This is a genomic window from Cytobacillus spongiae, from assembly GCF_021390075.1.
Map to the genome: position 1 here is coordinate 3885464 of NZ_CP089997.1, position 13235 is coordinate 3898698.

The 13235-nt window shown below is 40.0% G+C and carries 11 protein-coding genes; 2 read left to right on the top strand and 9 right to left on the bottom strand.

Features of this window, described 5'->3' with window-relative positions; all coding sequences use genetic code 11:
• Positions 1 to 26: 26 nt before the first annotated feature.
• The 4 genes from LS684_RS19465 to LS684_RS19480 form a co-directional block, all read right to left on the bottom strand.
• Complete coding sequence (locus tag LS684_RS19465) at positions 27 to 1157, bottom strand: acyl-CoA dehydrogenase (RefSeq protein WP_233808618.1); 1131 nt, start codon at positions 1155 to 1157, stop codon at positions 27 to 29.
• A 54-nt stretch (positions 1158 to 1211) separates the two neighbouring features.
• Positions 1212 to 2063 (bottom strand): 3-hydroxybutyryl-CoA dehydrogenase, encoded by an 852-nt coding sequence (locus LS684_RS19470; protein ID WP_233808620.1) that lies wholly within the window; start codon positions 2061 to 2063, stop codon positions 1212 to 1214.
• Positions 2064 to 2125: 62 nt separating this feature from the next.
• Entirely contained in the window at positions 2126 to 3316 is a 1191-nt protein-coding gene (locus tag LS684_RS19475; protein WP_233808622.1) for an acetyl-CoA C-acetyltransferase, read from the bottom strand.
• Between the two features lie 383 nt (positions 3317 to 3699).
• On the bottom strand, positions 3700 to 5811 hold the full coding sequence (locus LS684_RS19480) for a (Fe-S)-binding protein (protein ID WP_233808624.1): 2112 nt from the start codon (positions 5809 to 5811) through the stop codon (positions 3700 to 3702).
• A gap of 298 nt (positions 5812 to 6109) precedes the next feature.
• On the opposite strand from LS684_RS19480, the gene cls reads away from it, so the two are divergent.
• Both cls and uvsE read left to right on the top strand, forming a co-directional pair.
• Positions 6110 to 7312: a cardiolipin synthase gene (gene cls / locus LS684_RS19485; RefSeq protein WP_233808626.1), complete on the top strand. Its 1203-nt coding sequence runs from the start codon at positions 6110 to 6112 to the stop codon at positions 7310 to 7312.
• Positions 7313 to 7375: 63 nt separating this feature from the next.
• On the top strand, positions 7376 to 8329 hold the full coding sequence (gene uvsE / locus LS684_RS19490) for a UV DNA damage repair endonuclease UvsE (RefSeq protein ID WP_233808628.1): 954 nt from the start codon (positions 7376 to 7378) through the stop codon (positions 8327 to 8329).
• A gap of 233 nt (positions 8330 to 8562) precedes the next feature.
• On the opposite strand, the gene LS684_RS19495 is transcribed toward uvsE, so the two are convergent.
• The 5 genes from LS684_RS19495 to speE form a co-directional block, all read right to left on the bottom strand.
• Entirely contained in the window at positions 8563 to 8742 is a 180-nt protein-coding gene (locus tag LS684_RS19495) for a XapX domain-containing protein (protein WP_233808630.1), read from the bottom strand.
• A 106-nt stretch (positions 8743 to 8848) separates the two neighbouring features.
• Positions 8849 to 10519 (bottom strand): arginine--tRNA ligase, encoded by a 1671-nt coding sequence (gene argS / locus LS684_RS19500; protein WP_233808632.1) that lies wholly within the window; start codon positions 10517 to 10519, stop codon positions 8849 to 8851.
• Positions 10519 to 10959, bottom strand: coding sequence for a YwiB family protein (locus LS684_RS19505; protein WP_233808633.1), 441 nt, complete (start codon positions 10957 to 10959; stop codon positions 10519 to 10521). Before LS684_RS19505 ends, argS begins: the two co-directional genes overlap by 1 nt.
• A 198-nt stretch (positions 10960 to 11157) precedes the next feature.
• Positions 11158 to 12030, bottom strand: a complete 873-nt coding sequence (speB, locus tag LS684_RS19510) for an agmatinase (protein ID WP_233808634.1) — start codon at positions 12028 to 12030, stop codon at positions 11158 to 11160.
• 47 nt (positions 12031 to 12077) lie between these two features.
• The gene (speE, locus tag LS684_RS19515; protein WP_233808635.1) at positions 12078 to 12905 is read right to left on the bottom strand and encodes a polyamine aminopropyltransferase; all 828 of its coding nucleotides are present in this window, start codon (positions 12903 to 12905) and stop codon (positions 12078 to 12080) included.
• Positions 12906 to 13235: the final 330 nt, after the last annotated feature.

The following is a 13235-nucleotide window of genomic DNA, read 5'->3' on the forward strand; positions in this document are numbered from 1 at the left end:
GTTATCCCTCGCTTTTTCACTATGATTTATAGTTGTTTACTAATCACTAATCTTTGAATCTCACTCGTACCTTCATAGATTTCTGTAACCTTTGCGTCACGGAAATAGCGTTCAACTGGATATTCCTCTGTATACCCATAGCCACCAAATACCTGGATGGCTTCAGTCGTGACATCAACAGCTGTTTTCGATGCAAACAGCTTTGCCATTGATGCTTCTTTTCCGCATTTAAGACCTTTTGATCGTAATTCAGCAGCACGATAGATTAATAGCTTTGCCGCTTCAATACTGGTCGCCATATCTGCTAACTTGAAGCCGATTCCTTGCTGAACAGCAATTGGCTTACCAAACTGATGGCGCTCCTTCGCATAGCTTGTAGCTGCTTCAAGTGCTGCTTCAGCTATTCCTAATGCTTGTGCAGCGATCCCAATACGCCCAACATCCAGGTTGCCCATAGCAATTTTAAACCCTTGACCTTCTTCGCCTAGAAGGTTCTCTTTTGGTACACGCATATCTTCAAATGTCAGCTGAACCGTTCGTGAGCCATGAAGCCCCATTTTATGCTCATCTTTGCCAATTATGAGTCCTGGTGTGTCCTTTTCAACGATAAATGCTGAGATTCCTCTACTTCCTTCTTCAGGGTTCGTGGATGCAAACACAATATATGTATCTGCCTCTCCTCCGTTAGTGATAAACACCTTCGCACCGTTTAAGATATAATGATCCCCATCTTTAATCGCTCTCGTCTTCAAACTAGCTGCATCTGAACCTGCGCTCGGCTCCGTTAAACAGAAAGCTCCTAAGTATTCCCCAGAAGCAAGCTTCGGAATATATTTCTGCTTTTGTTCCTCCGTACCAAAGTACAGAATTGGATTCGTTCCTACTGAAGTATGGACAGAGAGGATAACCCCAACCGTTGCACTCACTTTAGATAATTCGTGAATAGCGATAATATAAGACGTAAAGTCCATTTCAGAGCCGCCGTATTTTTCTGGAATCGGTATTCCCATTAGTCCAAGCTCTGCCATTTTATTCAATACTGGTCGCGGAAATTTACCCTTTTCCATGCTCTCAACAAATGGAGCAATTTCTCCTTGAGCGAAATCCCGTACCATTTTCCTCATCATCTCTTGTTCTTCTGTAAATCTAAGATTCATCTTTACCCCTCCTGATGTAAACCGTAGCCTAAGAACGCCTGCTGGCATACTTGATTATTCGTAAACATAGAAGCCGCGGCCAGTTTTACGCCCCAGCCAACCAGCCTTTACATATTTGCGAAGAAGTGGACATGGACGATATTTATCATCTCCAAATCCTTCATGCAATGTTTCCATGATATATAAACATGTATCTAAGCCGATGAAATCTGCGAGTGTAAGTGGACCCATTGGATGGTTCATCCCGAGCTTCATCACTTCATCAATTGCTTCTTTCGTCGCGACCCCTTCGTATAATGTGTATACGGCTTCGTTGATCATTGGCATTAACACACGATTGGATACAAAGCCAGGAAAGTCATTTACTTCAACAGGGACTTTCTTTAGCGAATTCGTCATGTCCTCTATCGTCTGATACACTTCATCCGTAGTTGCTAGTCCCCGAATAATTTCAACTAGCTTCATAACAGGTACCGGATTCATAAAATGCATGCCGATTACTTGCTCAGGACGTTTTGTCGCTGCTGCGATTTCAGTAATTGGCAGTGAAGATGTATTACTTGCTAAAATCGCATGCGCTGGTGCAATTTCATCCAGTTGGTGGAAGATTTTCGTTTTGATCTCCATATTTTCTACAGCTGCTTCGATCACCAAATCAACTTCTCTCGCGTCCTCAAGTGTAGTAGAAGCGGTAATGTTTCCTAATACCTCTTCCATCTGGTCAGCTGTCATTCGTTCCTTCGCTACATTTCTTGATAGATTTTTATGAATTGTTCCTATTCCTCGTTCAACAAACTCCTGCTTCAGATCATTTAATAGCACAGTGTATCCAGCTTGAGCACATACTTGAGCGATTCCCGACCCCATTTGTCCTGCACCGATCACCATCACTTTTTTTACGTTCATGCGTTTTCCTCCTTCAATTGTTCGCATTTGACAACTTCACTCGTACGAATGCTTGCTTCGGTTTATACGATTTTCGGAACCTCGATCATCATGGCATCTCCTTGGCCACCGCCACTACAGATGGCTGCGATTCCAATTCCACCACCACGTCGCTTAAGCTCCTTCATAAGGGTTATAATAATTCTCGCTCCGCTTGCACCAATTGGATGTCCAAGGGCTACTGCTCCGCCATTCACATTTACCTTTTCAGCGTCTAAATTAGCAATTTGTCCGCTTGCTAAAGCAACGGCAGCAAATGCTTCATTTATTTCAAATAGATCAATATCGTCTACACTCTTGCCTGTTTTATCTAGGAGTGCGTTAATGACAAGACCCGGTGTTTTCGGGAAGTCTTTCGCTTCAACAGCAATCGCCGTATGACCAAGTATGATCGCTTCAGGTGTTCTTCCCTCTCGGTTTGCACGTTCTTCACACATTAACACGAGAGCAGCTGCTCCATCATTTACACCTGGGGCATTTCCTGCTGTAATAGTCCCAACGGAGTTAAAAACAGGTGATAGCTTTGCTAGCTTTTCAACAGACGTATCCTTTCTTGGTGCTTCATCCTGTGAGACTACAATTGGATCACCTTTACGCTGTGGAATTTCTACGGCTACTATTTCCTCCGCTAGCTTGCCTGACTCTATCGCCTCAACTGTTCGCTTATGGCTTCTGTATGCCCATTCATCCTGTTTCTCGCGACTAATGCTCATCTCTTCCGCTACTTCATTCCCGTAAGTTCCCATATGAACACCAGTAAAACTGCAACTTAAGCCATCATGGAGCATGAGGTCTTTAACAGAGCCATCACCCATACGTAAGCCCCAACGAGCTTTCGGTAAAATATATGGAGCGTTGCTCATCGATTCCATTCCACCGGCCACAATCACTTCTTCATCTCCTGCACGGATGATTTGATCGCCTAATGTCACACTTCGCATACCTGATGCACATACTTTATTTATCGTTTCCGTTTTCACATTCCATGGAAGACCCGCTTTTTGCGAAGCTTGGCGAGAAGGGATTTGCCCCTGTCCCCCTTGCAGGACTGAACCTAAGATGACCTCATCCACTTCCTCAGCTTGAACTCCCGTTCGTGTTAGGGCTTCTTTAATGGCGATTCCACCAAGATCAGATGCTGTCAAGCTACTTAAAGCACCTGCAAATTTTCCAAAAGGAGTTCTAATACCGCCTAAGATTACAGTTCTACCCATTCTTCATCTCCCTTTCTCTATGAAACTATTCATTTGGTAAAATAATTGAAAGCTTTGATTGGCATGTTGTGATGAATCTTTGATGTGGGGTGACGAGCTTTAGCGACTGAACGCTCGCTCGAAAATTTCCTAAGAAGAAAAGGAGATCTATTCCCTACGATCCCCTTTATATTGGTTTTGAAAGATAGCTTATATTTTGTAAGCGCTTAACTTTATTTTACATGAAAAAGAGTAAAAATTAAAACACTAAACAAAAAATTCTTAAAATTTTGTTTTCCCCTCTACAAAAGAGGATCTACCTCATTTATAAAGGGGATGAATGTTGGTACTTTTACAATTCCTTAAACTCTATGACCATTTAACTATGGTTATTCATCTTATTATTACGATACGAGAGGTTGTTGTTCTCCACAGACGGCTTTTTCAAGAATTTCTGCTACATCATACGTGTGAACCGTTTCTTCGACTTCCTTCGCCTTCGTACCATCAGATAACATTGTCAAGCAGTATGGACAGCCTGAGCTAATGACCGATGGATTGACAGCTAGCGCCTGCTCAGTTCTTGCTACGTTAATGCGGTGACCCGTTTCTTCCTCCATCCACATTAAACCTCCACCAGCTCCACAGCACATACCCTTATCTTTGTTACGTTCCATTTCCACCAGCTTCACACCTGGAATCGCCTTTAGAATTTCACGTGGTGGATCATAAACTTCGTTATAGCGACCTAAGTAACATGAGTCATGGAAGGTAATCGTCTCATTTACCGCATAAGCTGGCTTCAGCTTGCCTTCCTTCACAAGGTCTGCTAATACCTCTGTATGATGGAAAACTTCTGCCTCTAGGCCGAAATCAGGATACTCATTTTTGAATATATTGTACGCATGAGGATCGATCGTAACGATTTTCTTCACTTCATTCTTCTCGAATTCCTCTATATTTTTGGTTGCAAGCTCTTGGAAAATAAATTCATTTCCAAGTCGTCTTGGTGTATCTCCAGAGTTCTTTTCTTTGTTTCCTAGGATGGCAAACTTTACTCCTGCTTCATTTAGAAGCTTTGCAAAGGATAATGCGATTTTTTGGCTACGATTATCGTAAGAGCCCATTGAACCAACCCAGAATAAATATTCAAACTCTTCTCCTGCCTTGCTCACTTCTTTTACAGTTGGTACATGTACATCTTCACGAGCTTCACGCCAATTTTCACGTTCTTTACGGTTTAAGCCCCAAGGATTTCCTTGACGTTCAATATTTTGCATAGCACGCTGTGCATCTGCATCCATTTTCCCTTCCGTCAGTACCAAGTAACGGCGAAGGTCAATAATTTTATCCACATGTTCGTTCATTACAGGACACTGATCCTCACAGTTACGACAAGTTGTACAACCCCAAATTTCTTCTTCTGTAATGACATCACCGATAAGACTAGGGCTATATGCTAAGCCGGCAGCTGCTTCCTCAGCTCCTTGGCCAGCACTTGCTAGCGCAATTTGGTTTCCTTTTGTACCACTAAATGCAAACGTAGGAACCCAAGGCTGCTTCGATGTAACTGCTGCTCCATGATTTGTTAAATGATCGCGAAGCTTAACAATTAAATCCATTGGCGACAGCATCTTGCCAGTCCCTGTCGCAGGACACATATTTGTACAACGTCCACATTCTACACATGCATATAAGTCTATTAGCTGCATCTGAGTAAAATCTTCAATTTTTCCTACACCAAAGGATTCTTGGCTTTCATCTTCAAAGTCAATCTTTGAAAGCTTACCTGGATTATCTAGACGATTGAAATAGACATTTGCTGGACCGGCAATTAAGTGAGCGTGTTTCGATTGTGGTACATATACTAAGAATGCTAATAAGAATAACAAGTGAATCCACCATGCCACATAGAAAACAACAATTGACGCTGTCTCACCAATCCCTGCAAATACCGTTCCAATTATCGATGCAACAGGCTCAGTCCAAGTTGCATCATGGCCATGCCAGATTAAGCTCATTCCGTTACCTACTAGAACAGATAGCATTAAACCACCGATGAAGATCAGTACTAACCCTGATTTAAAGCCTCTTTTCAAACGAACAAGCTTTTCAATATAGCGGCGATAAAAAGCCCAAATTACCGCAACTAAGATCGTTAGTGTGACAATCTCCTGAAAAAATGTAAATCCTGGGTAAAGAGGTCCAAGTGGTAGATGTGCTCCAGGCTTAATCCCCTTTATAATGAAGTCAATCGCACCAAACTGAACAAGGATAAAGCCATAGAAGAACATTACATGGATGATTCCACTCTTCTTATCCTTCAATAGCTTCTTTTGTCCAAAAACATTGACTTTAATTTTCTCCATTCGCTCTTTAACACGATTATCAAACTCTACTTTTTTCCCAAGCTTAATATACTGAATTCTCGTCTTTACTACATAAACAAAAAGACTGACAGCGTAAGCGGTTACAAGCAGAAATGCGATAAGGTTAATCCATAGTAGTCCGTTCATAGTCGAAAAATCTCCTTTCATGAGGTTTGATTGTGATTGATTTTATTGGAAGAAAATTTTAAACCAATAAAATTTTCAGAATATATATCTAATTCCATTATATAATGAATGAGCATTCAGTCAACCAGTTTTTTGAACAAGTTGAAAATTTAAAAGACAAACGGGTTTGTCCAAGGTGATTGAGGGAATCATTCATATACGTTTCGTTTTTGGGAAAGATACTAAGAAAATGGCAAGCAAGAGGCGTCCCGATTTAATCTCTTAGTCCATCATCAATTATCCAAGGAGTAGATCCCTATTGAACATCTTGCTTATTTTCATTGGCATCTTATTCATCATTGGAATATGGCTCCGCCTTGATTACTTACTTGGAAGAAGGTATCAGCTTTCTAAAATAAAGCGGCGTGAATATCCTTTTCGTCAAAGTGACCTTGAGCTGTTTACACATGGGAAAGATCTATTCACAGACCTATTTGACCAGATGAATGGGGCAAGTCACCATATCCACATCCTCTTTTATATTGTGAAGAATGACAAGTTTAGCAAGGAATTTATTCATACGCTTCAGAAAAAGGCTAAAGATGGGGTTGAAGTTCGCCTCCTTCTTGATTGGGTCGGAAGCTCTAGCATCTCCAAAAATACAATTAACAGTTTAAAAAAAGCTGGGGTGCATGTTTCCTATTGCCATGTTCCAAGGGCCCCTTTTTTCTTTTATTCCTTGCAAGTACGCAATCATCGAAAGTTAATTATTATTGATGGGAACCTCGGTTATATTGGTGGCTATAATGTTGGGAAAGAATATATTGATTTTGACCCAAAACTTAGTCCTTGGCGAGATTATCATCTGAAAATGACGGGTGAAGGCGTTCTAGATCTCCAAAGGGAGTTTCTAAAGGATTGGCGTGTAGCAACAAAAATCAATTTACTTCAAGACACGGTCTACTTTCCATCTCTATATAAGGGTTCGATCAAACATCAATTAATTCCTTCCGAAGGATTTTTCTTAGAGGAGACTTTTTCTACCCTTATCCAAAATGCACAGAAATCGATCACGATTGGTTCACCTTACTTCATTCCAAGTAAACAAATTTTCCAGGATCTTCTTCAAGCTCTAGAACGTGGTGTGAAAGTAATCATACTCGTTCCAAACCGTTCCGATCATGCCCTTGTGAAGGAAGCTTCTTTTCCTTTCCTACGGAAGCTTTTGAAAAATGGCGCAAGGATCTATCAATTTACTGAAGGATTTTATCATGCCAAATCGCTATTAGTAGACCATCGAGTTTGTGATGTAGGTACCGCTAACTTTGATAAAAGAAGTCTGTTTCTAAATCACGAAATCAATTGCTATATTTATGATACACACTTCATTCAACAGATGGAGGAAATTTTCAATAAAGATATTCAAAATGCAAAGCCCTTAAGCTTAGATGAGATTAGCCGTAAAAACCCATTTCGGGCTATGAAAGAGTTAACGGCTCGAATGTTATCCCATTTCTTATAATGGAATTCCTGTTTTTTATAATATGACGAGTAGACAGCTATAGAACAATAAAGGAGTTATCCTATGATTATTCGTTTCGGATATGTATCTCATGCACTTTCTTTATGGGATGCTTCTCCGGCAAAAGCGCTGACGTACACGCGATATAAGCAGCTAGATGCCAAAGAGCGCAAAGCGAAACTTCACTTTGTTACAAAGCAAAATTTAAAGAATACAATTCGAATGCTCCATTATAATATTGGGCATGAAATCAACGTTTATCGTTTTTCTAGTTCAATTGCTCCTCTTGCTACGCACCCTGAGGTGAAGTGGGATTTTCTTTCCCCTTTCTTATCAGAATGGAAGGAGATTGGCGCACTTGTCAAAAAACATGCATTACGAGTAAGCTTTCATCCTAATCAATTCACATTATTCACTTCTCCACGTGATGAGGTGACACAAAATGCAGTTATCGATATGGATTATCATTATAAGATGTTAGAAGCGATGGGAATAGAGGATGAAAGCGTAATCAATATTCATATCGGTGGTGCTTACGGGGATAAAAAAACGACATTACAGCGATTTCACGAGAATATCAAGTCGCTCCCTTCTCATATTAAGAAGATCATGACCCTTGAAAACGATGACAAAACATATCATTCAGAAGAGACTTTGGCGGTTTGTGAAAAAGAGGGTATTCCTTTCGTATTTGACTATCATCATCATAAGGCGAATTGCTGCGAGCGAGAATTAGGTGATTTTCTCCCGGCGATCTTTGATACATGGAAAAGTCGAGGCTTACTCCCGAAAATTCATATATCCTCGCCAAAATCAGAGAAGGAATATCGCGCTCATTCAGAGTTTGTCGACTTCAATTTTATCAAACCTTTAGTAGATGAATTAAAAATATTAGGAACAAATGTAGATTTCATGATTGAAGCGAAAGCAAAGGATCAAGCGATGTTAAAACTAGTAGAGGACTTCAGCAACATTCGTGGTGTAAAAAGAATCGGAGGTGCGACAGTAGAATTCTAAGGAAAGATAACGGACCTAGAAGAGGCTGACACAACAAGGCGTTGAATAGACAACTTGCTGTGTCAGCCATTTTTTTGTTACATACAAAAAGGAGCTATGCATAGCAGCAGCCTCCTTGGATGGTCACAAAAGGGATTGAGATCCAATACTCGTTCCCTTTTGTCATCTTTAATTATAATTAGATCAATTGTAAGATGATTTCAGGAGGCTTCCGTCAATGCTTTTTCTAAAACCTATTTCATAAAGTTTTGAAGCCAAGGTGATACTTGCTCAAATGCTTTGAACCCTAAGTAAATACCAACAATTCCTGTTATACCAGCTAGTGCAGGGGGGGCAGGGATCGGTAGTTTAAACAAAGCAAAAATAAATCCAACAGCAAATCCAGTAATCAGCGATAAAAGAACAAGCTTCATAAAATTCTCCTTCTTAAATAAATTATTACTAGTATTATCTCTAAATTTTACTAAATTATGAAGAAAGACCTCCGCAATTTGATGCGGAGGTCTAAGCTAAGTGATATTACATTTTTTCTGGTGCGGATACACCAATAAGGGCAAGTGCATTTTTCAATGTAATTTGCACGGACTTGATTAAAGCAAGACGTGCCTTTGTTTTTTCCATATTTTCAACATCAAGTACTTTCTCTGCATTGTAGAAGCTATGGAATGTTGAAGCAAGATCAAAAATATAATTTGTAATGCGGTGTGGCATGCGCTTTTCAGCTGCTTCTCCTACTGCTTGAGGAAATTCACCTATTTTTTTCAACACTTCGAATTCTTTTTCTGCCCCAATTTGTGAGAGGTCTACCTCTTTGTCAAATTGAATCCCTTGTTCCACACCTTGACGTAATATACTTGAGATACGTGCATGAGCATATTGAGCATAGTAAACTGGATTTTCATTTGATTGAGACACAGCTAAATCCAAATCAAAGTCCATATGTGTATCAGAGCTTCTCATCGCGAAGAAATAGCGTACAGCATCTAAACCTACTTCTTCAACAAGATCACGCATTGTAACGGCTTTGCCAGAACGCTTACTCATCTTCATTTTTTCGCCGTTCTTATATAAATGAACAAGCTGAATAATCTCGACTTCTAGTGCATCCTTGCCATATCCTAACGCTTCAATCGCTGCTTTCATACGAGGGATGTACCCGTGGTGGTCTGCTCCCCAAATATTAATCAGCTTTTCAAAGCCTCGATCTAGCTTGTCTTTATGGTATGCAATGTCTGGTGTTAAGTACGTATACGAACCATCGTTTTTGATTAACACGCGGTCCTTATCATCACCAAACGTAGTTGAGCGGAACCAGGTCGCTCCCTCTTCTTCGTATATATGACCGTTTTCTCTTAGCTTATCTAAAGCTAAGTCAATTTTCCCATTGCCATACAATGATGTTTCTGAATACCATACGTCAAATGGCACGCGGAATTCTTCTAAGTCCTGCTTTAGCTTTGCAAGTTCGTATTTCAATCCATATTCACGGAACTGCTGGAATCGTTCTTTTTCATCCATTTGGACAAATTTATCCCCATGCTCTTCTGCTAGTGTCTTTCCAATTCCAATGATATCTTCCCCATGATATCCATCCTCTGGCATTTCCTTTTCTAATCCAAGCGCTTGGAAATAGCGGGCTTCAACAGACCAAGCCAGATTATTAATTTGGTTGCCAGCATCATTAATATAATATTCACGAGAAACTTCATAGCCAGCCTTGTCTAAAATATTACAAAGAGAGTCCCCAACTGCCGCACCACGAGCATGACCTAAATGTAGGTCCCCTGTTGGGTTAGCTGATACGAACTCCACTTGAATCTTTTGCTTATTGCCAGTAGTTGTTTGTCCATATGCATCGCCTGCCTCTAAAATGCTTGGAATCAGGGCAGTTAAATAGGAATTATTCATGTAGAAGTTAATGAAACCCGGTCCTGCGATTTCAATTTTTTCGATTGATGCTTTTGAAAGGTCAAAGTGTGCGATTAATTCTTCCGCAATCATACGCGGTGCTTTCTTTGCCACTCTTGCAAGCTGCATCGCCATATTTGTAGAATAGTCTCCATGAGTTTTTTCCTTGGGAATCTCTAAGATTACATCAGGTACTTGCTCTTCCGTTGCTAGATTTGCTTTGATTACAGCTGCTTTGATTTCGTCCTTTAATTTTCCTTGAACAAGCTCGACTATGTTCATTAGTTATCCTCCTCAAATGTGATTATCATATGGTATGTACCCGTTTTTGCCCCTTGCATCGTTAGGTCGTATAGGAGTTCTAGTTGACCTGTCATTTCTTCCTCATTAAAGAAATGTTCCATCCTCTGAGTGTTCGTCATTACCTCTAGCGTCCCATATGGAGATCTATAACTCCCTCGCAACCTTTTATGTAAACGAAACACCATCCGCATGTTAATAGCACCGCTTCGTAAAATAAGAGCCTCTTTGGAAGAAAGCTTCACAATTGTCTTTATTGTACCTTCCTCAAGTACTTCCTCATATTGAAGATAAGATGATTCTGCTTTTGTATAGTATCGGCCAAATGTCGTAAATTCAAAAGTCTCTTTATTCTGGCCATCTCGAATATCGGTTTTTACTTTTACCTTTACAGGCTTTTGCTCCGCTGTTTCACGAGCCAACGGTCACACATCCTTTTCCTAACTAGTATAACTTATATAGTATAAATAGTTTATTGGAGATTCGCAAACTTTCATTTAATCATTTTCGATGAAGAGTTAGCGAATCATTCATTCAAAAAGGCTGTAGTCAAACTCAATGGGTTTTGAGTTTGACTACAGCCTAAGACTTGTCAACACTGTGACTGATCTTCAATTATATTATTTTACCCAGCCTAAAAGCATTTCACGGATGAGCTTGCTTGCTGTATTAGCTGTTTGTTCAGATGGATCATAGATTGGGGCAACTTCAACTAAGTCAGCTCCAACTACGTTTACATCTGAGTGTGCAATTTCATGAATAGATGCAAGCAATTCTCGAGAGGTAATTCCTCCAGCATCTACAGTGCCTGTTCCAGGTGCATGAGCAGGATCTAAAACATCGATATCAATTGTCACATACACAGGGCGTCCTGCTAGCTTCGGCAGAATTTCCTTTAATGGTTTATGAACTTCAAACTTCGAGATGTGCATCCCTACTTCTTTTGCCCATTGAAACTCTTCCTTCATTCCAGAACGAATCCCAAATGAATACACGTTCGTTGGACCAATTAATTCTGCTACTTTACGAATTGGGGTAGAATGGGACAGTGGCTCTCCCTCATAATGCTCTCTTAAGTCGGTATGAGCATCCATATGGATGATCGCAAGGTCTGGATATTTTTTATACATTGCCTTCATAACCGGCCATGACACCAGGTGCTCTCCACCCATTCCAAATGGGAATTTGTTATCTGCTAATAGTTTATCAACAAAGCTCTCAATTTCATCTAAGCTTTTCTTTGGATTTCCAAATGGTAATGGAATATCTCCAGCGTCGAAAAATTTAACATCTTCTAACTCTCGATCTAAGTATGCACTATATTCTTCTAACCCAATTGAAACCTCGCGAATTCTAGTTGGACCAAAACGTGAACCTGGACGATAGCTTACTGTCCAATCCATTGGCATCCCGTATAAAACTGCTTGACTTTCTTCATAATTAGGGTGGCTTTTAATGAAAACGTTACCTGAATAAGCCTCATCAAATCGCATATACATCCCTCACTTTTATGTATTGGGGAAATCAACTCCCCTTGCTATTATTTCGTTAAGTCTTGTACAAATTTAGGCAGAACAAAAGCTGCTTTATGAAGCTCTTTTGTATAATATTTCGTATCAATTTCATGGAAGCGCTCTTCAGTTACTTCTAATGGGTCATGCTTTTTAGAACCTAATGTGAACGCCCACATTCCGCTTGGGTAAGTTGGAATATTCGCGATATAAAGACGTGTAGTTGGGAAAATTTCCTTTACATCCTTTTGAACCGTACGAATCAAGTCCGCTTTGAACCAAGGGTTATCCGATTGTGCTACGAAAATACCGTCTTCCTTTAATGCTTTTGAAATCCCTGCATAAAAGCCTTTTGTAAATAAATTTACTGCTGGCCCTACTGGCTCAGTAGAGTCTACCATAATAACGTCATACTCGTTCTCGCTATTCGCAATGTGCATGAACCCATCGTCTACTTTCACTTCTACACGTGGATCTTCTAGCATTCCAGCGATTTCAGGCAAGAATTTTTTAGAATACTCAATCACTTTTCCGTCAATCTCAACTAATGTTGCTTTTTTCACGCTTGGGTGCTTTAGTACTTCACGGATGACTCCTCCGTCTCCCCCACCAACAACAAGTACATTCTCTGGATTTGGATGAGTGAATAATGGAATATGAGCTACCATTTCATGATAAACAAACTCATCCTTAATAGACGTCATAACCATATCATCTAATAGAAGCATATTGCCCCATTCTTCTGTTTCAACCATATCTAGCTTTTGAAATTCAGTTTGCTCCGTATGTAATGTGCGATTAACCTTCATTGTAATTCCAAAGTTCTCTGTTTGCTTTTCAGTAAACCAAAGTCCCATTTCGTTCATTCCTTTCCAATTTATAAATAAATACCCTGCTATTCTTCCGCATCTTCCTAGAAAAACGGAATCGAACAGAGCTCAAATTAACGGCGATCTACACCCTCATATGCTTAGTTCTTGTTGCTACATTTATTCGTTATCTTTCCCTAACGTGCAAAATACAAACACAGAAAAAGTATAGTTGAATCTAGCAAAATTGCAAGAAAAATTTTCTTTCAGCGCTTTTTAATAGAAGGAACGTTTAAATTATCCTTTTTCTTTTCATACTATGAATAGGTATTTTATCTCTATTTGTTATTTTATACGCCGCTGAACAGGGCGCTTCCG